Here is a 20181-nt window from a genome sequence, read left to right on the forward strand (position 1 = left end):
TTGATGATATCGAGGGCTTGAGAAACGTGCATAAAAAAATCCGATAAACAGGGTCTATCGGATTTTTACATAAAGGTAGGATCATTCAACTGATCTGCCGATTAAAGTCTTAACTGATCGGCATTAGCCCAGTGCTCCCTGTTTACTTTTATGCTCTTCTCATTTGAAGCTACCGTTGTGTTGGCTACATTCGCTCACCCCAATCACCTCGTTTATCTAGGCTCATGGGGATGAATTCACTTGTCGCCTATCTGCAACTTCAAGTTGTTTGGGCATAGCTCTTGGGTCATTGGATGATTAACGGTTTCTGTCTTGGCGCTGATTTGTTAGGATTGCGATGTTCAATGAGGTCATAAACAGATGTCACATCACGAAAATCAATATTTACAAGAAATGGGCATCCAGCGTTGGGAGCTTATCCATCCACAGCGGCTGGCTGGCTATCAACCTGATCCGGTGACGCTGCCGAGCTCGTGCCGTTTATTACTCGTTTCCCCCCAATACCCGCAACAAGGTGCTCTATTGCTGTTTTCAAGAGTATTGAAAAGTATGGGGCTCGAAATCAGTCAGGCGTGTTATCTTGAGCCTCACTCTCTTAGCCAACTAACAGGCTCCAGCATTGAATGGGTGTGGTTTTCAGGCTGTGAAAAGAAAGAAAGCCCGTTGGCCCAGAAAGTGTTAACGTCACCGCCGCTAGTTGAGATAGATGGCAATACCGAGCTGCGCCGGGCGTTGTGGCAGCAAATTTGTTCTTATGAGTCATAAAACCATGAATATTGATGTTGTGCCTTTATCACTTCCTTATCTTGATGCTATTTGGTCTATTGAGCAGCAAGCTCACAGTTACCCTTGGGCTGAATCACTCGTACGCGACTTGGCGAGTCGTGGTGCATGCCACCATGCTATGTTGGTTGATGGCAAAGTTGTCGGTTATTTCTATGCACAGAATATTGTTGGAGAGGTGACCTTGTTGAATATCGCTGTCGATCCGCAGCAGCAAGGTAAGGGTTACGGAAAATTGTTGATGGAGTTTTTCTTAACTTACTGTGAAAAAGCGCAAGCTGAAAGTGCGTGGCTTGAAGTTCGCGAAAGCAACATCCGCGCTTATAGCTTGTACGAATCGCTGGGTTTTAATGAGCTCGATCGTCGAGTGAACTACTATCCCACTCCGAAAGGATCAGAAGATGCGATCATCATGAGCTACTATTTTTTGTAGCTTATTTTCCATCAGCAGATCGTTTGCAAACTCAGTTTTTTTCATAGTCAGGCGTCTCGGAACTATTTCTGGTGCGCCTTATCTTTTTGATGTTCATTGAGTTGATAACATGGGCTTGCAAAACGCTTGACGACTTCCTTAGCGGTTAACGGCTTATCAAATAAGTAACCTTGGAACTGATCACAACCCAATTGTTTGAGAGTTTCGAGTTCTTGGCACTCTTCCACACCTTCGGCTATTACCTCCAAATTTAAACGTTTCGCAATCATAATAATCGTATCCACAATTGCTTGGTCACTCTCATCTAGATGCAATTGAGTGACAAAAGAACGATCGATTTTGAGCACATCCACCGATAAAAGTTTGAGGTAACGCAGTGATGAATAACCAGTGCCAAAATCATCAATCGAGATGCTCAGCTTACTTTTTTTAAGTTGCACCATTTTTTGAATCGCACTTTCTACATTTTCCAGTAATAGCCCTTCAGTAATCTCCAATTCAAGATGTTCACCAGTAATACCTGCTTGTTGCATTGCATGGTTAATGTGTTCAACAAAAGAATCTTGAGAAAACTGCAACGGACTGATGTTGATGGCTAAACGGCGAAAATGGGGCGGTAATACTCCTTGGCGCTTCCAAGCGGCGTATTGATAGCACGCTTGCTCTAATATCCAGTTTCCAATCGGAATAATTTGCCCCGTTTCTTCTGCTATGGTCATAAACACACCCGGTGGCAATACACCTTTGGTTGGGTGGTTCCAGCGGATCAAGGCTTCCACACCGACAATATTGTGCCGCTCATCGACTTGAGGTTGGTAATAAAGTTCTAACTGTTGGGTATTGAGGGCTTCATGGAGGCCTTTTTCAATTTCCAGAAACGATTCGACTTGAGCCTGCATTTCTGGCTCATAAAACATGTATTTATTGCGCCCATTCGCTTTCGCTCGATAAAGCGCTGTATCGGCTTGTCTAAGGACATCGATATTGGTTTTGCCCACTGACGGAAAAATCGAGATACCAATACTCACAGTGCAATAAAGCTGGTGGTCATCAATCGAGTAAGGGTTGGAAATCAGAGCCAGAAGCTGCTGAGCTACCTTCTCTGCTTGTTGGCGAGAGAGATGAGGAATCAACACCGCAAACTCATCGCCACCGATGCGTGCGGCGGTGTAATCGTGTTTAAGCCAGCCATCCATACGCATGGCGATAGCTTTGATTAAATGATCCCCCGTTGTGTGTCCAAGTGAATCATTGATCGTTTTGAAACGGTCGAGATCAAGGTAAAACAACACACCAGAAGTGTGGGTGCGAATACTGTTATCAATCGCATCAGTGAGCAGTTGCAGCAGCAAGCTGCGATTAGCAAGGCCAGTTAACGTGTCGTAGTAGGCTAATTGGTTAAGTTTAGCATCCGCGAGCTCTCGCTCTTTCCATAAAGTATAGAAAGTACCGGCTAACTCACTGAGCTCATTTTTTTGCTGTTGTAATGGCGGCTGTGTTGGACGTTGATTGTTTTGCAATGAACGAACCCACGAAATTAACGTGGTGATGGGTTTTGACAGCTTGTAGTAAAAAAAGACTAAAAGGATCGAAGTCAGCAACACATTTCGAAAGAGATCAAACAGCAATACTCGTGTGGTTTTTGCAATAAATTCTTTGGCAATGGAAGAGCCGTTGACGGAAAAACTTAAGCTACCTACCACCACACTCGAATTGGGTTGATGCAAGTCAGTTTTAAAGATGGGTATTTCAGGTGTCAGATAATTCGATAAGAGCCGAATAAAAGCCGTCTGCGCTGGAATTTCTCTGCTTTTTTTTGCCAGTGTATCGCCAAAATCATCAATAATTTCAACGTGATAAATGGCATTGTCAACCATTAGGCTAGAGACGACTTGATTGGCTAATAAGTTGTTGAGGTGATAAGCAGCCTGGCTGGCATTTGAATAATTTTGCAGCAGTTTAAAACGGTAGTGATCTTCAATGCGAGCTTGCTCATGGTGTAGGTCGAGCAAAGTATGATACAAACTAAAGCCTATCCCAAGGATCACCGAGACTAGGAACACTGTTTTGGCTTGTTTAAATGCCAGAGAATTTCTTTGTTTGGTTATCAGCATAATACTCGCTTATTCTCTTCGCCCTTTTTAGTTATAGCTCATATTTATTGATAATTTAATTACAAATAGAAAGGTCGTCATTCTCTTGTTGATTTGTATAGCGACGAAAGTTGCTCCCAGATCAAATATAGGGGAGAATACCGCGCAAATTTGAATCGAACTGCTGATCAGCGTAAGCGCTTCGGCTCTCCCTTATATCAGCATATTGAGAAGACCTGTTTCATGTCAAATACTCCTTTTTTGAGTGAAGTTTCTAAACGTAGAACCTTCGCTATTATTTCGCACCCGGATGCGGGTAAAACCACCATTACTGAAAAAGTTCTGCTATTCGGGAATGCCATTCAAAAAGCGGGAACGGTAAAAGGGCGCGGCTCTAACCAGCATGCTAAATCAGATTGGATGGAAATGGAAAAAGAGCGTGGTATTTCGGTCACGACCTCTGTGATGCAATTCCCTTACAATCATTGTTTGGTTAACTTGCTCGATACTCCAGGGCACGAAGACTTCTCGGAAGATACTTACCGCACATTGACGGCGGTTGACTCGTGCTTAATGGTTATTGATGCAGCAAAAGGTGTTGAAGATCGTACTCGTAAGCTGATGGAAGTGACTCGCTTACGTGATACACCGATTGTAACCTTCATGAACAAATTGGACCGTGAGATCCGCGACCCAATGGAATTGCTTGATGAAGTGGAGAATGAGCTGAAGATTGCCTGCGCCCCGATTTCATGGCCAGTGGGTTGTGGTAAAGAGTTTAAAGGCGTGTACCACATTCACCGTGATGAGACGATTCTGTACGCGACCGGCCAAGGCCACACTATTCAAGAAGAGCGCATTGTTAAGGGCCTCAACAACCCTGATCTGGATAAGGCCGTGGGTGATGACCTTGCCGCTCAGCTGCGTGATGAGCTTGAATTGGTATTGGGTGCTTCTCATGAATTTGATCAAGAGCTGTTTTTAAAAGGTGAGTTGACCCCTGTTTTCTTCGGAACGGCATTAGGTAACTTTGGTGTGGACCATATGCTGCATGGTTTAACTGAGTGGGCTCCGGCGCCGATGCCACGTCAAGCTAATGAGCGTATTGTTGAAGCGACGGAAGAGAAATTCTCAGGCTTTGTGTTTAAAATCCAAGCGAACATGGATCCTAAACACCGCGATCGTATTGCGTTTATGCGTATTGTGTCGGGTACTTATACCCAAGGCATGAAAATGAACCACGTGCGTATTGGTAAGCAAGTGAGTATTTCTGATGCGGTTACCTTTATGGCGGGCGATCGCTCTCGTGCTGAAAATGCTTATGCTGGCGATATTATCGGTTTGCATAACCATGGAACAATTCAGATTGGTGATACCTTTACTCAAGGTGAATCGTTGAAATTCTCAGGTATTCCTAACTTTGCTCCTGAGCTGTTCCGTCGTATTCGCTTGCGCGATCCACTGAAGCAGAAGCAACTGCTTAAAGGTTTAGTGCAGTTGTCGGAAGAGGGAGCGGTTCAAGTCTTCCGCCCACTACAAAATAACGATTTGATTGTGGGTGCAGTGGGTGTGCTGCAGTTTGATGTGGTGGTGTCTCGTTTAAAATCTGAATACAACGTCGAGGCGATTTACGAAGGTGTTAACGTTGCAACAGCACGTTGGATTGAGTGCGCAGATGATAAAAAATTCGAAGAGTTTAAGCGCAAAAACCAAAGTAACATCGCACTGGATGGTGGGGATAACCTGACTTACATCGCGCCGACTATGGTCAATTTGAATCTGGCCAAAGAGCGTTTTCCTGAAGTGGAGTTCCGTGCGACACGCGAACATTAAACCTTGGTGAGTTTGAAGAGAGTGATACTCTCTTCAAACGTTAAAGATAAAAAATGCCGATATTTCAGTATCGGCATTTTTTTATAGGTGGTATTGGAACACTATTTTTTCTTTTTGTTCGCTTTCTTCTTCTTCGAAACCACTTTGACTTTTTTGTCATCGGTTTTCTTTTTCTTTTTGAATACCGGCTTTTTGTGCTGTGGGCGCATATCTTTAATGAAGCGCTCTTTTATCTCCTCGTCGACATAACGCGCGACGCGGTCCATCATCACTTGATCATGGGCTTCAACCAAAGAGATCGCATTGCCTTTTTTACCAGCACGAGCCGTACGACCTATGCGGTGTAAGTACACATCCGCTGAGCGTGGCATATCAAAGTTGATCACGTGACTTACGTCAGGTAAGTCAATACCGCGTGCGGCCACGTCGGTTGCCAGTAGTACGTTGACTGCGCCTTCACGGAATCGCGTAATGGCGTTATTGCGACGATCTTGTGGCATTTCGCCTTGAATCCAAGCACAAGGAATTTGCGCTTTTTCTAGCTCTGTACGCAAATCAGCTAAGCGCTCACGAGTTTTGATAAACACGATAGAACGTTCGGCTTGCTCGGTGAGGATTTTCTTCAATAGCTCAACTTTGTGCACCATGGTATCGGCGCGGTGATACCATTGAGTGATTTTTTTGCGTTCACGACGAGAAGGATCGGCATTGATTGTTGCTGGTTCTTTTAAGAGATCGGCAGTAAAACCTTCCACACCATGACCTTCCAGTGTTGCAGAGAAGAGCAAGGTCTGTTTACGCCAGCGACATTCAGCAGCGAGACGATCGACGATTGGGCCAAAGCCCATGTCCAGCATGCGGTCAGCTTCATCCAAAATAAGCCATTCAATCGCACGACAATCAAAACGCTCGCCTTCAATGTATTCCATCAAGCGACCAGGCGTTGCCACCACAATATCTTGCGTTTTGGCTAAGATGTCGGCGTGCTCTTGATATTGTACGCCGCCAGTGATGGTGACGATATTGAGGCGAGTATTCTTCGCCAGTTCACGAGCTTGATCCGCCACTTGCATCGCCAATTCACGAGTTGGGGTCAGAATCAAGACGCGTGCAGGGCCGGCTCGCTTGCGCGGAAAATCTAAAAGATATTGTAGCGCGGGTAAAACAAATGCAGCGGTTTTACCGGTTCCCGTTGGCGCAGAGGCAAGAATATCTCGACCATCTAGGGCTTGTGGGATCGCTTCAGCTTGAACTTGGGTGGGACGTTCAAAGCCCATATCTTCAATGGCCGCAATGATGCAAGGGTCAAGATCGAGGTCAGCAAAGGTTTTGATCACAGTGAGTACTCCACAAGCCGTTAGGCTTATTTGGCTATAAAATTAAGGTCGAACATTATAGGGGGATTGGTGATTAGGATCACATGTTATTTCTACATCTTGAGATAAAAATCTTGAGTTAGGGCAATAAAGGCTTCGCTATAACCACTTGATGAGTGAATGACCAACGATGAATCAATCACAGAAGCCGAGGCTAAACTTAGTTCAATCAATAGCCGATGAGCGGGTTTGTGTGCTATGGGTTGTACAGTGCAGCGCCGCTTAAGCTGCCAGCCGAGCGTGAGTGCTTGCTCGATAAATTGTTCCCCTTCATACACGGGCAAAATAAAACAAGCTTGCCCCTCATCGTTGAGGAGACTTTTTGCTCTGACTAATAAAGCGTGATGAGCAAGTTGATTGGTGTGCCTAGCAGTAGCTCGCTGGGGATCATGAGACAGTTCACCACTGTTGAAATAGGGTGGGTTACAAATAATTGCATCAAAGGACGGCGTAAAAGAGGTATCTAAAATATCACCTCGTAAAACCTGTATGCGTTGCCCCCATGAAGAAGCATTACTGTTGTATTGGGCCGCTTCAAAGGCAAAGGCATCGATATCGATGGCCGTAATTTGTGTATCGCTAAAACGTTGTGCGCACATTAATGCCAATAACCCAGTACCGGTGCCAATATCGAGAATGGTTTTGGGATGGTGCGTGAAAGCCCACGCGCCTAATAGAACCCCATCGGTACTGACAGGCATTCCCGCTTGTCCACCGTCAATGGAAAATTGTTTAAATTTGAAACGCTTATTTTTGGGCGTGTGACTTTTCATCATTATTTCAAAATATAGCTCTAATTAAGTGATAACCACTATTGTTATCTATTTGTTCGGATTATTCTTCTATCTGTTATGAGACTGTATGATAAAATGATCAACACATCATTCTTTCTATTTTTTAACATTTAGAGTTTTAAACTGGTTTTTCACCGATATTATAAATTAATGTAGCGTTTTTTGCTTTGCCCTTGCGAAGTCTTGAGTGTTTAGTCATTATTCGCCCTTAATTTTTAGATTTAGATGCGGTTTCAACCTCATCAACAATGCATACACAACATTTATCAAATAATAATTAAGGGTTATCTGTGAAGCAGACGTTAAAACTAACAGATATTATCGCGGTCGGCTTTATGCTTTTCGCGTTTTTCTTGGGTGCTGGTAACATCATCTTTCCGCCAATCGCTGGCCAGCTTGCTGGAGAGCATTTACTGCCAGCCATGACAGGCTTCCTCATTACCGCTGTCGGTTTACCATTGATGACGATTATTGCGATTGCTGTCGCGGGTGGTTCTTGGGAGCATTTAACCAAAGATCTGCCTAAACAAGCTGCAACTATCATGGCAGTGATGATCTTTATCATCATTGGTCCTGCCTTTGCAGCACCGCGTACCGGCCTTGTGGCGTATGAAATGGCAGTGAAACCATTTTTCATTGATGCGCAACAATCGCATTTGACACTATTTTCGATTCTCTTTTTTGTGATTGCGATGTTTTTTGCCTGGTCTCAAGGTCGGCTCATTGACATCATTGGTAAAGTGCTAACTCCTGCTCTATTTGTTGGATTAATTATTTTAGCCGTTGCGGTTTTTGTTGATCCGCAAGGTGAGATGGTGACTGCACAAGGCGAATACCTGACTCAGCCGTTGACGAAAGGTTTCCTTGAAGGCTACAACACCATGGATACGTTTGGCGCACTGATGTTTGGGATGTTAATTGTCGATGCACTGCGTAGCAAAGGCATTACTGAGCGCGCGGCAACCACAAAGTATTTAATCAGCGCGGCGTGTATTGCGGCGGTTGGTTTAGCTTTTGTCTATATTTCACTGTTTTATCTTGGTGCGACAAGCTCTGTGGTCGCTTTTGGTGCAGAAAATGGCGGCGCAGTGCTTAGCCAATATGTGCAAGCGCTGTTTGGCCCTTATGGGCAGATCGTGCTTTCTGTCATCGTGCTACTAGCCTGCCTAACCACGGCAATTGGTTTGATTTCAGCATGCTCAGATTACTTTTGTACATTGACTCCAATTGCGTATAAATCTTGGGTGATCATTATTGGTGTTGCTTGCGCTATCGTGGCAAACGTTGGTTTATCACAATTGATCACGCTTTCCATCCCCGCACTGTATGCGCTTTATCCAGTTGCGATTGCCTTGATTATGTTGACCTTCTTAAGAGGGAAACTACCAAACCCAGCAGTGGCATACCGTGTAGTGCTACTTGTCTCTTTTCTTTTTGCGTTGATCGACGCGGCAAAAGTCGCTGGCGTTGATGTGTCTGCGTTCAATATGCTGCCACTGTTTGAGGTCGGCATGGGGTGGTTACTTCCTACACTCGCTGCGATGATTTGCATGTTCTTTATTGCAACTACCGTTCAACAAAGTGTGGTTAAAGAAGCGGCATAATCGCGTTTTTACTCGTAAGCATTAAAGAGGCTGAACACGATTGTTCAGCCTCTTTTTTTAGGCGTGCGCCAGCTTTTATTCCAACAGATCAAACGAATTTTTCCTGTATCTTCGTCACATTTTTAAGTAGAATTCTTCGGTTAAATTCTACTCATAAATGTTGAGCAAACATGTTTGAAATCAATCCTATTAAAAACCGTCTTCAGGATGTGTCAGAGCGCACAAATATCCTGAGGGGGTATCTTTGACTACGACGCTAAGAAAGAGCGTTTAGAAGAAGTGAATGCAGAACTCGAGCAACCCAACGTCTGGAACGAACCTGAGCGTGCACAAGCGCTAGGTAAAGAACGCGCTTCGCTCGAAGCCATTGTCGATACCATTGATCAGTTAGATCAAGGTGTGGATGATGTGGAAGGACTACTGGAACTGGCTATTGAAGCAGAAGACCAAGAAACCTTCGATGAAATTGGCCCTGAACTGGATGAGCTGGAAGCTAAGCTTGAACAGCTTGAGTTTCGCCGTATGTTCTCTGGCGATCACGATTCTTCAGATTGCTATATTGATCTGCAGTCTGGTTCGGGCGGCACCGAGGCTCAAGACTGGACATCAATCCTGCTACGCATGTATTTACGTTGGGCAGAAGCGAAAGGCTTTAAGACTGAAGTGATTGAAGTGTCTGAAGGTGATGTTGCTGGCCTAAAAGGCGCAACCGTGCGCATTATCGGTGATTACGCTTATGGTTGGCTGCGCACCGAAACTGGCGTACACCGCTTGGTTCGTAAATCCCCATTTGATTCGAGTGGCCGCCGCCATACCTCTTTTGCCTCTGCGTTTATCTATCCTGAGATTGATGAAAATATTGCTATCGACATCAACCCAGCCGATCTTCGTATCGATGTTTATCGCGCTTCGGGAGCGGGTGGTCAGCACGTTAACACCACCGAATCGGCGGTGCGTATTACGCACATTCCAACCAATACCGTTGTTCAATGCCAAAACGATCGTTCGCAGCATAAAAACAAAGACCAAGCGATGAAACAATTGCGTGCAAAACTGTTTGAACTTGAGTTACAAAAGCAGAACGCAGAAAAGCAAGCCAATGAAGATGCGAAATCTGACATTGGCTGGGGAAGCCAAATCCGATCTTATGTATTGGATGACTCCCGAATCAAAGACTTACGCACTGGCGTTGAAAACCGCAATACCCAAGCGGTATTAGATGGTGATTTAGACAAATTTATTGAAGCAAGCCTGAAATCAGGCCTTTAATGCTTTTTTACCGACATATAAGGTACATGTAAAATGACTGATGCTGTTCAAAACGAAATGAATCAAGAGCAAATTGCGCAAGAAGAGAACAAACTCATCGCAGAGCGTCGCAGCAAGCTGGATCACATCCGTAAGAGCTGTAAAGCGAATGGCCACCCAAATGACTTTCGTCGTGACAGCCTTGCGGGCGATCTTCAACAGCAATTCGGTGAAAAGAGCAAAGAAGAGTTAGAAGCCTTAAACCATGTTGTGGCGATTGCGGGTCGTATCATGGCGAAACGTGGCCCTTTCCTTGTTATTCAAGAAACCTCTGGTCGTATTCAAGCTTATGCTTCAAAAGAGGTTCAAACTGAGCTGAAGGAAAAATACCAAGGTCTAGACATTGGTGACATCATCGGCGTGAAAGGTGCGTTGCACAAATCTGGCAAAGGCGATCTCTACGTTAATATGGAAGAGTACGAATTGCTGACAAAGGCACTTCGTCCATTACCAGAGAAGTTCCACGGTTTGACTGACCAAGAGATGCGCTACCGCCAACGTTATGTGGATTTGATTGTTAATGAAAGTTCACGTAATGCGTTCATTGTTCGCTCTAAAGTAATGACTGCAATTCGTAACTTCATGATCTCAAAACAGTTCATGGAAGTAGAAACGCCAATGATGCATGTGATCCCTGGCGGTGCTAGTGCGCGTCCATTCATCACTCACCACAATGCGCTCGACATGCCAATGTACTTGCGTATCGCACCTGAGCTTTACCTTAAGCGTTTAGTTGTGGGTGGCTTTGATCGCGTGTTTGAAATCAACCGTAACTTCCGTAACGAAGGTCTTTCTCCTCGCCATAACCCTGAATTTACTATGATGGAATTCTATATGGCGTACGCAGATTACAATGATCTGATGGACTTTACTGAGGAGTTATTAAGCACTGTGGCACAGGAAGTTTTAGGTTCGACTTCAATGCCTTATGGTGATGAAACGGTAGAATTTGGTGGTCAATATGCTCGCATGAGTATGTTTGAAGCCATCAAACACTACAACCCAGAGCACGCTCAAATCCAAGCGTTAACTGAACAGGATCTGCAAAACCGTGAGCTCATGGTATCTATCGCGAAATCGGTTCATGTAGACGTTGAACCTTTCTGGACTTGCGGCCAACTACTTGAAGAGATCTTCGGTGAAACGGCCGAACCTAAGTTGATGCAACCGACCTTCATCACTGGATACCCTGCGGATATTTCACCATTGGCGCGTCGTAGCGATAACAACCCATTCTTCACTGACCGTTTTGAGTTCTTCATCGGTGGTCGTGAAGTCGCCAATGGCTTCTCTGAGCTTAATGATGCTCAAGATCAAGACGAGCGCTTCTTAGCGCAAGTGAATGCCAAAGATGCTGGCGACGATGAAGCCATGTTCTACGATGCTGATTATGTTGTTGCGTTAGAGCACGGTCTCCCACCAACGGCGGGTCAAGGCATTGGTATTGACCGTTTGGTGATGTTACTCACCAACACCCATACGATTCGTGACGTTATCCTATTCCCTGCGATGCGCCCACAGCAGTAATTGCTACTTTCGTTCCGATAAACCGCCTAAATAGGCGGTTTTTTTTTGCATTAGTTTGAAAAATTTTGTTCACTAGCGTGGACTAACAGACAACAATTTCGAAAGGATTATGAAATAGTTCCCTATATTAAATGGTAAAGTGCTTATTTGTTGTCTAGTCTTATGATTGAGACAGACTACAGCGCCAAGTCTCGTTAATGTAACAGCCGTTTAATGTGCCAAAAGTAGCACTGCATATAAATTTAAAGATAAGGAATAATAGATGGGCACTCAATTCCGAATGGATTCTGTCCCTGGTTCGCTTGTCGTCGTTGGTGGGACATACGAGCCTTGGTTATCTGTACTTGAACAGGTTGGTTGGCGTTGTACACAATGCGCAGATTTACGTAAAGCGGATGCCTTGTTTGCAGAAACAGGCCCATGCATTGGTATTGTTGATTTGAGCCATGATGAATTCAGCCTCAATGGCATTGCAAATTTGGTCAGCAACCATAAACAAGTACGTTGGTTGGCGTTCATTCGCGAATCACAGTTGAGCTCGGATACGATTTGCCAATTCATTGTTAACTTTTGTATCGACTTTTTTACGGCGCCGATTCCCGATGCGCAGCTACTGAGCACCATTGGACACCAACTTGGAATGCTTAAGTTAGAGAAGAAAGTATGGCCACATTATGGAGCAACAGGGGATATTGGTTTAATTGGTGAGTCCACTCCCATGAAGCGCTTGCGTGATCAGATCAAACGCATCGGCCCTACAGATGTCAGTATCCTCATTTATGGGGAAAATGGAACGGGCAAAGAGACGGTCGCGAGAGCGGTACACAAAACCTCGTCTCGCGCACAAAAACCTTTTATTTCAGTGAATTGCCGAGCTTTATCGGAGAGCCGCTTTGAATGTGAGCTATTCGGTATTGGTTGTGAAGACTCATCTCAAACTTCATTATTGGAGCGGGCAGATGGTGGGACGATCCTACTCAAAGATATTCTCACTCTACCTAAAAGCCAACAAGCTAACCTTTTGCGCTTCCTGCAGGAAGGAACGATAGAAACTTCAATGGGTGTCAAAGAGGTGGATGTGCGTATTTTGGCCGCCAACTCTTCCGATATTGAAAAAGCGCTGATTGATGGCAATTTTAACGAAGAGCTGTACCACTATATCAACGTATTGCGTATTAATGTCCCGAGCTTAAAAGAGCGGGCGGGTGATATTGCTTTACTGGCACGACACTTCTTGCAGGAGTATTCAAAAGAGTTTAACGCGCAGGCGCGCAGTTTTACTGAAGAAGCGGCGCGCTCATTGGCTCGTTATCACTGGCCGGGTAACGTTCGTGAGCTGATGAATCAGATCAAACGTGTGGTGCTGATGTCCGATTCAGTCATGTTGGATGAATTGCAACTCGACTTACCAAAACGCAGTGATGGTAAGCGCAGCCTAAAAAGCATTCGTGAGCGTTCAGAGCGAGATGCGCTATTACTGGTTTTAGAATCCAACTCAGGGCAAGTATCAATGGCCGCCAAAGAGCTAGGTGTATCTAGAGCTACTATGTATCGCTTGCTTAATAAACATAACTTAATCACTGAAAATACCTATTAACTTGATGATTCTTCAAGTAAAAATGGTCACATTTAATCCATGTGGCCATTTTTTATAATCATATCTTTTGCGAATAAGTTATTCTCTAGCTGAATATGTCACTTATTTGCTGTCATCGGCTTTCATTTTAGGTTAATGCATTGTTTTTTAATTGTTTGAAAATTAAGAGTTGAATAATCACCTCAGTTGCATAGAATTTAACCGTGAGCCGTGCTCACACACTCATTTCACTTTGGATTAACTATTTGCTTGGAGGCGCAACATGAATCATTTCGTTTTTGTTCATACTGTTCGCGTTTCTATCGATCTTACTGCGCCTAAATCGTCTCTTACTACAGACGCCTGTCGTATGTTTGATGATAAAAAAGGCACCGATTTTTAGTTAATCCGTAACCTTGAGATAGGCTGCGGAAAAATGGCAGCTTATCAAAGTGTTGATCCACCTTGTTTGCCCCCATTTTTCCAGCCGTCAACGTTTAGTTTACTACTGGAGAATACTCATGCGTCATTCAATTTATTTACAACTTGCTACTTTACTGGTCCGTGCTGATTTACGCCGTGAAGAGCGTCAATGGCAACGAAATGTTCGCCGTCATGCTTTTGAGCTGCCTTTTAATAGCCAACACTTGCTTAAAGATATTGGCTTAGAAAGTGATGGACGCGCTATTGGCGTTTCAGTCCCTGACTCAATTAAAGCTGAACGTCATATTCGTCATCTTCGCCGTGTGTTAAGCATGCGAATAACAACGTAAAACGAGGGGCTAGTGGCTTCGCTAGCCCCGAAGATATCTACGGACAAGGGTTGGAGTAAGTCGTCCCAATCTCTTGAATTTTAAGAAGCAATTCATTACTGAGTACGACATCTAAACTATCGATATTTGTTTTCAACTGCTCTAGGTTTGTCGCGCCAATGATATTGGATGCGACAAACGGACGTTGATTGACAAACGCCAATGCCATCTGTGCTGGATCAAGGCCATACTGGTTAGCAAGCTCAACATAAGCGTGAGTGGCTTGTACACCTTGCGCCGTAAAATAGCGAGAAAAGCGTTCAAATAGGCTGCACCGAGCACCGTCAGGTCTTGCGCCATTTAAATATTTACCACTCAGGCAACCAAACGCCAGTGGCGAGTAAGCCAGCAGTTGAACACCTTCGAAGTGGCTAATCTCAGATAAGCCAATTTCAAAGCTGCGATTCAGTAAATTATAAGGGTTTTGGATAGAGACAATTCTTGCTAGATCGTGTTTTTCTGCCAATTTTAGCAACGTCATCACGCCCCACGGGGTATCATTTGACACACCGATGTAACGCACTTTTCCAGCCTTGACGAGATCATTAAGCGCTTCGAGCGTTTCGATTAAAGTGACTTCTTCTTGCTGATCAGGATAAGGGTAGTTAAGTTGGCCGAACATGTTCGTTTGGCGTTGAGGCCAATGTAATTGATACAAATCGACATAGTCTGTTTTTAAGCGTCTTAAACTATCATCAATCGCTAAATGAATGTTGCGTCTATCGAGTGACATCTTTTCGCGGATGTGAGGCACGTTACGCGGGCCTGCCACTTTAGTCGCTAACACCACTTTTTCACGTTTACCTGATTTTTCTAACCAGTTGCCAATATAGCTTTCGGTCAGACCTTGGGTTTTACCGTTGGGGGGAACTGGGTACATTTCCGCAGTATCGATGAAATTCACACCTTGGTCTAAGGCGTAATCGAGCTGCTCAAAGGCTTGTTGTTGGCTATTTTGTTCACCAAAAGTCATGGTACCTAAGCAGATCTTGCTCACTTCCAGTGTGGAATGAGGCAGTTTGGTGTATTGCATATTCTTTCCTTGATGCTCTCGCTGGTGGAGTGTGTGACGTTTTTACTATAAGCGAAGATGGCAGTGAAACGGAAACGAATTGTGCAGTGAAAGATCAAACGGTTACGTTTTTTCATGAGCAATAACGAGCACTTTTAAATAAAGTGTTGCTCAAGAATGCTCGCGGTAAATTGAGTTCGAAGATAAAAGCCTCGTGGCAGAGTTTTGATAGGTTTGCCATTAGCACCGTAGGCTTCGGTTAATGCTCGCCCGTTTGCCGCTTTTGGCCTGAGCTGTAATACTTCACCGTGCTTAGCGGTGATCTGCTCAACTTTGCCAAGAACGATGAACTCCATCAGTTCTTCCCAATCATTTTTTAGCTGCTGTTCTTGTGCAGGAGAAGGGCTCCATAGCAATGGCGATCCGACATGGCGCTGGGCTAGGGGGATCTCTCGCTCACCCTCTATTGGGATCCACAGTACTCGAGAGAGTTTATTTCGCACGTGGCTTTGCTCCCATGTTAAACCATGAACACCGGTGAGTGGGGCCACACACACAAACGTTGTTTCGAGCGGTTTTCCAGTGTAACTGATTGGAATACTTTTGAGCTCGATACCTAATTGCTCGAAATCTTGCTGAGGTTTGCTGCCTGCTGTTGCACCCAAATGCCACTCTAATAGCTGACCGACCCATCCTTTATCTTTTTTTAAGTCAGGGGGCACGGTCATCTTGGCTTCTTCGGCGAGTTGACTAAAGCTTAAGCCTGCAATGTCTTGGGCTCTAAGCATTAATTCATGTTCAGTTTTAGGTACAGGTTTCATAATACTTTGAATGATAAAAACGCGATTGTAGCAAATTCTTATACACAATGTGCTGCCGTTTCTTTTGCTTAAAAGATCATCGCAATTCAAGTTATCCACAGGTTGATCGGAAAAATATTCCATTTTTTGTTTGTCTGTATGCATTTACAGGGTTTTGCTTGAGAGAGTGGGCCTCTTAATCAGTAAATCTTATTTCTACTAGAGTGGGGGTGTGGATAACGAGCTAATTGGTGGATCTTTGAGCATGTTGTGAAAGGATCAATTTTTTGTTAATCGCAACGTAATGTGAATAATGGAAAGTCAAATTAATTCATTGTTTTTAATGTATTTAATTTATTATTATCTTTTTTATATTGGTCCGTATTCTTTTGCTTTTTGGGGAAGTAAGTCGCTATCTAGAGATTCTTCACATAGTTACTCACAGAAAAGGTGAATAAATGTGGCTGGTGTCGCATTATTTTGTTGATAACTTTAAATTTGATGAAAAGTTATCCAATTAATGATTAGGAATACATAAATCTCGTGTTAATCACACTAGTAAGTTTGCTCCTATTGGGGATATGTGGAAAAATCAAAGCAATTAAGATTTTACTAGAGGTTGGCCAGTGATCGATGGCGATGGTTACCGACTCAATGTTGGTATTGTGATTTGTAACAACCATGGTCAGGTATTCTGGGCGAAACGATACGGACAACACTCTTGGCAGTTTCCACAAGGTGGAATTGACGACGATGAAACTCCTGAACAAGCGATGTTTAGAGAGCTTTACGAAGAGGTTGGGCTTACAAAGAAAGATGTGAAAATCATAGCAACAAGCCGTCATTGGTTAAGATATAAATTACCAAAACGGCTCGTTCGTTGGGATTCTCAACCTGTCTGTATTGGGCAAAAACAGAAATGGTTTCTTCTGCGCTTAGAGTGTGATGAATCAAGAATCAACATGCAGCGCGGCAGTACCCCTGAATTTGATGGTTGGCGTTGGGTCAGTTATTGGTATCCAGTGAGGCAAGTAGTCTCTTTCAAGCGAGATGTTTATCGTCGTGCCATGAAAGAGTTTGCATCATTCGCGATGCCATTTAAAGAACGTAATAACAAAGGTAAGCGCAAAAATAAAAGAGGATAGACATGCTCTCTCAGCTAAGGGAAATAGTTGAACAAGTATCCAAGGTAGAAGATGTACACCAAGCCTTGGATATTTTGGTTAAGCAAACGTGCAATGCGATGAGTACCGAGTGTTGCACTGTCTATCTTGCTAACGAAGAAAAACATCGCCTAGAACTGATGGCAACGCAAGGCTTAAAGTTCAAAGGCGACAAAATCCACATCGGTTTTGACGAAGGTTTAGTGGGCTTAGTGAAACGTTCAGCTGAGCCAATCAACATTGCTGAAGCGTCGAAACATCCTAATTTTAAATACTTCAAACAGCTTGGCGAAGAGGTGTATCAAAGCTTTCTTGGTACGCCGATTATTCATCGCAAGCGAGTATTGGGTGTGTTGGTCGTGCAGCAAAAAACACCTCGCTTATTTAGTGAGATGGAAGAGTCTTTTATTGTCACTCTGGCGGCGCAAGTGGCCGTGATTATTGCTCATGCTCAAACACAAGGGCAGTGGCTGCTTTCGAAAAAGCAGTTATCCACCAGTGGCATTGCTGCGTCATCTGGAATCGCGATTGGTGAGTTTTGGTGGGATGACACCCAGCCTCAACTGTCTGATGTTTACCCCGCCTCAACGCTCGATATTGAACGAGAACAAGAGTGGCTAGTGCTGGCGGTAGAAAGCGCCTTGAACGATTTTCGTCGTTTAAGAAAAAAACTCGATAGTGATATTAATAAAGATGCGTTAGCCATCTTCGATCTCTTTACTCATCTACTTAATGATCCGATGCTACGCAACGATCTGAAAAGCCAGATCCAAAAAGGTGATCGTGCAGATTGGGCATTACGGCAAGTTGTGGAGAGTTATTCCAACCGTTTTGCGAAGATGTCAGATGTTTACTTACGTGAGCGTGCACAGGATATTCGTGAGCTAGGTCAGCGACTGCTATTTTTTTTGCACAACACTGAGCATGATCAGCAGCAACTTGATAAACCGATTATTTTGGTGGTACGCGAACTTACTGCTTCAATTCTCGCCGCTATTCCTAAAGATAAATTACTGGCGGTGGTCTCTTTAGAAGGGGCTGCCAATTCCCACGCAGCAATATTGTCACGGGCGCTGGGCATTCCCGCAGTGATGGGGATTTCACTTAATCTCAAGGAGATCAACGGTAAAAAGGGCATTGTCGATGGTTATAGCGGCAAGGTTTTTATCTCACCAAATAGACAAATTCTGGCGGAATATCGCGCTTTAGCTTATGAAGAAAGCGAACTTTCTCAAATGGTTAATGAAACCATTGCAGAAGCTCCTTTTACGCAAGATGGCACACGTATTGAAGTGATGCTCAATGCTGGATTAAGTGCGGATACCAACATCGCAATTAACCAAGGGGTTGATGGTGTCGGGCTGTATCGAACCGAAATTTCCTTTTTGCTGCAACATCGCTTTCCATCAGAAGAAGAACAAGTGCAGCAGTATCGCAGCGTTTTGAACGCTTATCCTGATAAACGGGTGGTGATGAGAACGTTAGACATTGGTGGCGATAAAGCACTGCCTTATCTACCCATTGAAGAAGACAATCCCTTTCTTGGCTGGCGAGGCATTCGTTTTACGCTCGATCATCCCGATATCTTTTTGATTCAACTGCGGGCGATGATGCGTGCCAGCGGCGATAACCAAAATCTCAGCATTTTATTGCCAATGATTTCAGGAACGAAAGAGTTGGACGACGCAATGCGGTTGATTGAGCAAGCGTATCGAGAAGTGTCTAGCGTTGATGATCGGATCATAATGCCCAAGATTGGCATTATGATTGAAGTACCATCGATGATTTATCTTCTACCATTGATTGCGAGCAAAGTGGACTTTGTTTCGGTTGGAACCAACGATTTAACCCAATATTTGTTGGCCGTTGATCGGAACAATGCACATGTTGCTGATGTCTATGACTCCATGCATCCAGCGGTGGTGATGGCGCTTAAACAGATTTTAGAAACTTGCCAGTCTCATCGTATACCTGTTTGCGTGTGTGGTGAGTTGGCCGGAGACCCTATCGGTTCACTGTTATTAATTGGTTTGGGTTATCGCATGCTAAGTATGAATACCTCCAACGTAGCCAAGGTCAAATATTTGGTGAGGCACTCTCAATTAGGACAGTTACGGCAACTTGCTGACAAAGCGTTGATGCAACCTTACGGCAACGACATTTATAATATGATGCACTCATACTTTGAAGATAAAGGCTTTGCTGGCTTTATCCGCGCAGGCAAAAAATAGGAACCAATGTGAATTTTGAGTTGATGGTGTTGCTGGTGTTATTGGGCTCAGTCGTTGGTTTTATGGCTGGTTTACTGGGCATTGGTGGTGGTTTAATTGTGGTTCCTGCGTTGCTTCTTTTGCTTCCCAAAGCGGGTATTTCCGCCGAACTTAGTATGCATTTAGCGTTAGCGACATCGCTAGCGACCATCATTGTTACTTCGGCTTCTTCGGCATTAAATCACCTTAAATTGGGTAATGTGGATATGTTTGTCGTCAAGTGGCTCATGCCCGGCGTTATCGTCGGTGGGTTTGTTGGCTCAATGATCGCAGACGTGATCCCGACTCAATATCTACCGAAAGTATTTGGCGTGATTGTTTTTTGCTTGGCGATTCAAATGTTTTTATCGATAAAAGCGCAAATACAAAGAACGATGCCCGGTGCGTGGGTGACCATGCTATGTGGCAGTGGTATTGGTATTGTCTCTAGTTTAGCGGGAATTGGTGGCGGTTCGCTCTCCGTTCCTTTTTTGAATCGTCATGGCGTTGAAATGCGTAAAGCCGTCGGTTCTTCTTCTGTCTGTGGGTGTGTGATCGCAATCTCTGGCATGATTGGTTTTATTTTGCACGGTTATCAAGTGGAGAATTTACCACCTTACAGCATTGGCTATGTCTATCTACCTGCGTTAGTCGCCATTGCTTCGACCTCAATTCTCACTACTCGATTAGGAGCGCGGTACGCGACTCAGTTACCGACGGCGGTATTGAAAAAAATATTCTCCGTTTTTCTGATGGTTATAGCGGCAACTATGCTGTTTTAATCACTTATTATCTTCACCTCATTTTTAGTAAGAGAA

General features: G+C 44.2%; 16 protein-coding genes. 11 read left to right on the top strand and 5 right to left on the bottom strand.

The window, feature by feature from the left end; genetic code table 11:
* Nucleotides 1-360: 360 nt before the first annotated feature.
* The gene (locus AACV32_RS04535) at nucleotides 361-765 is read left to right on the top strand and encodes a DNA polymerase III subunit psi (RefSeq protein WP_170895691.1); all 405 of its coding nucleotides are present in this window, start codon (nucleotides 361-363) and stop codon (nucleotides 763-765) included.
* A gap of 4 nt (nucleotides 766-769) precedes the next feature.
* Nucleotides 770-1216 (top strand): ribosomal protein S18-alanine N-acetyltransferase, encoded by a 447-nt coding sequence (gene rimI / locus AACV32_RS04540; protein ID WP_013857606.1) that lies wholly within the window; start codon nucleotides 770-772, stop codon nucleotides 1214-1216.
* A gap of 62 nt (nucleotides 1217-1278) precedes the next feature.
* On the opposite strand, the gene AACV32_RS04545 is transcribed toward rimI, so the two are convergent.
* Nucleotides 1279-3330 (bottom strand): putative bifunctional diguanylate cyclase/phosphodiesterase, encoded by a 2052-nt coding sequence (locus AACV32_RS04545; RefSeq protein ID WP_013857605.1) that lies wholly within the window; start codon nucleotides 3328-3330, stop codon nucleotides 1279-1281.
* A 222-nt stretch (nucleotides 3331-3552) separates the two neighbouring features.
* On the opposite strand from AACV32_RS04545, the gene prfC reads away from it, so the two are divergent.
* The gene (prfC, locus tag AACV32_RS04550) at nucleotides 3553-5142 is read left to right on the top strand and encodes a peptide chain release factor 3 (RefSeq protein WP_026028084.1); all 1590 of its coding nucleotides are present in this window, start codon (nucleotides 3553-3555) and stop codon (nucleotides 5140-5142) included.
* A gap of 101 nt (nucleotides 5143-5243) precedes the next feature.
* Here the strand turns inward: prfC and srmB are convergent, their stop codons facing one another.
* Entirely contained in the window at nucleotides 5244-6479 is a 1236-nt protein-coding gene (gene srmB / locus AACV32_RS04555; RefSeq protein WP_013857603.1) for an ATP-dependent RNA helicase SrmB, read from the bottom strand.
* A 92-nt stretch (nucleotides 6480-6571) separates the two neighbouring features.
* Complete coding sequence (locus tag AACV32_RS04560; RefSeq protein ID WP_170895692.1) at nucleotides 6572-7294, bottom strand: tRNA1(Val) (adenine(37)-N6)-methyltransferase; 723 nt, start codon at nucleotides 7292-7294, stop codon at nucleotides 6572-6574.
* A 308-nt stretch (nucleotides 7295-7602) separates the two neighbouring features.
* On the opposite strand from AACV32_RS04560, the gene brnQ reads away from it, so the two are divergent.
* The 5 genes from brnQ to AACV32_RS04585 all read left to right on the top strand — a co-directional run bounded on the left by brnQ (nucleotide 7603) and on the right by AACV32_RS04585 (nucleotide 14100).
* The gene (gene brnQ, locus AACV32_RS04565) at nucleotides 7603-8916 is read left to right on the top strand and encodes a branched-chain amino acid transport system II carrier protein (RefSeq protein WP_013857601.1); all 1314 of its coding nucleotides are present in this window, start codon (nucleotides 7603-7605) and stop codon (nucleotides 8914-8916) included.
* 170 nt (nucleotides 8917-9086) lie between these two features.
* Nucleotides 9087-10185, top strand: a protein-coding gene (gene prfB / locus AACV32_RS04570) for a peptide chain release factor 2 (protein ID WP_096036081.1) whose coding sequence is annotated in 2 segments (ribosomal slippage) — nucleotides 9087-9161 and nucleotides 9163-10185 — 1098 coding nt in all. Because the reading frame shifts where the segments join, the coding sequence is not laid out codon by codon here.
* 33 nt (nucleotides 10186-10218) lie between these two features.
* Entirely contained in the window at nucleotides 10219-11751 is a 1533-nt protein-coding gene (gene lysS / locus AACV32_RS04575; RefSeq protein WP_013857598.1) for a lysine--tRNA ligase, read from the top strand.
* Nucleotides 11752-12013: 262 nt separating this feature from the next.
* Nucleotides 12014-13348: a cyclic-di-GMP-binding transcriptional regulator VpsR gene (gene vpsR / locus AACV32_RS04580; protein WP_017043264.1), complete on the top strand. Its 1335-nt coding sequence runs from the start codon at nucleotides 12014-12016 to the stop codon at nucleotides 13346-13348.
* A gap of 500 nt (nucleotides 13349-13848) precedes the next feature.
* Complete coding sequence (locus AACV32_RS04585) at nucleotides 13849-14100, top strand: hypothetical protein (RefSeq protein ID WP_010319130.1); 252 nt, start codon at nucleotides 13849-13851, stop codon at nucleotides 14098-14100.
* Nucleotides 14101-14137: 37 nt separating this feature from the next.
* Here the strand turns inward: AACV32_RS04585 and AACV32_RS04590 are convergent, their stop codons facing one another.
* Complete coding sequence (locus AACV32_RS04590) at nucleotides 14138-15172, bottom strand: NADP(H)-dependent aldo-keto reductase (RefSeq protein ID WP_013857595.1); 1035 nt, start codon at nucleotides 15170-15172, stop codon at nucleotides 14138-14140.
* A gap of 134 nt (nucleotides 15173-15306) precedes the next feature.
* The gene (gene mutH / locus AACV32_RS04595) at nucleotides 15307-15972 is read right to left on the bottom strand and encodes a DNA mismatch repair endonuclease MutH (RefSeq protein WP_170895693.1); all 666 of its coding nucleotides are present in this window, start codon (nucleotides 15970-15972) and stop codon (nucleotides 15307-15309) included.
* A 605-nt stretch (nucleotides 15973-16577) separates the two neighbouring features.
* On the opposite strand from mutH, the gene rppH reads away from it, so the two are divergent.
* Genes rppH through AACV32_RS04610 form a run of 3 tightly spaced genes read left to right on the top strand, consistent with a single transcriptional unit; the run spans nucleotide 16578 to nucleotide 20145 of the window.
* Entirely contained in the window at nucleotides 16578-17096 is a 519-nt protein-coding gene (rppH, locus tag AACV32_RS04600) for an RNA pyrophosphohydrolase (RefSeq protein ID WP_010319133.1), read from the top strand.
* 2 nt (nucleotides 17097-17098) lie between these two features.
* Nucleotides 17099-19345, top strand: a complete 2247-nt coding sequence (gene ptsP / locus AACV32_RS04605) for a phosphoenolpyruvate--protein phosphotransferase (RefSeq protein ID WP_088720923.1) — start codon at nucleotides 17099-17101, stop codon at nucleotides 19343-19345.
* Between the two features lie 8 nt (nucleotides 19346-19353).
* A complete protein-coding gene (locus AACV32_RS04610) occupies nucleotides 19354-20145 on the top strand; it encodes a sulfite exporter TauE/SafE family protein (RefSeq protein WP_064624487.1) in 792 nt (263 codons plus the stop codon).
* Nucleotides 20146-20181 lie beyond the last annotated feature (36 nt).

The organism is Vibrio sp. B7 (genome assembly GCF_963888765.1).
Taxonomy (GTDB): domain Bacteria; phylum Pseudomonadota; class Gammaproteobacteria; order Enterobacterales; family Vibrionaceae; genus Vibrio; species Vibrio anguillarum.

Coding starts and splice junctions, on each gene's coding strand:
- AACV32_RS04560 (WP_170895692.1), bottom strand. CDS start 7,294: ATGATGAAAAGTCACACGCCCAAAAATAAGCGTTTCAAATTTAAACAA.
- vpsR (WP_017043264.1), top strand. CDS start 12,014: ATGGGCACTCAATTCCGAATGGATTCTGTCCCTGGTTCGCTTGTCGTC.
- prfC (WP_026028084.1), top strand. CDS start 3,553: ATGTCAAATACTCCTTTTTTGAGTGAAGTTTCTAAACGTAGAACCTTC.
- AACV32_RS04535 (WP_170895691.1), top strand. CDS start 361: ATGTCACATCACGAAAATCAATATTTACAAGAAATGGGCATCCAGCGT.
- rimI (WP_013857606.1), top strand. CDS start 770: ATGAATATTGATGTTGTGCCTTTATCACTTCCTTATCTTGATGCTATT.
- ptsP (WP_088720923.1), top strand. CDS start 17,099: ATGCTCTCTCAGCTAAGGGAAATAGTTGAACAAGTATCCAAGGTAGAA.
- AACV32_RS04585 (WP_010319130.1), top strand. CDS start 13,849: ATGCGTCATTCAATTTATTTACAACTTGCTACTTTACTGGTCCGTGCT.
- mutH (WP_170895693.1), bottom strand. CDS start 15,972: ATGAAACCTGTACCTAAAACTGAACATGAATTAATGCTTAGAGCCCAA.
- AACV32_RS04545 (WP_013857605.1), bottom strand. CDS start 3,330: ATGCTGATAACCAAACAAAGAAATTCTCTGGCATTTAAACAAGCCAAA.
- lysS (WP_013857598.1), top strand. CDS start 10,219: ATGACTGATGCTGTTCAAAACGAAATGAATCAAGAGCAAATTGCGCAA.
- AACV32_RS04590 (WP_013857595.1), bottom strand. CDS start 15,172: ATGCAATACACCAAACTGCCTCATTCCACACTGGAAGTGAGCAAGATC.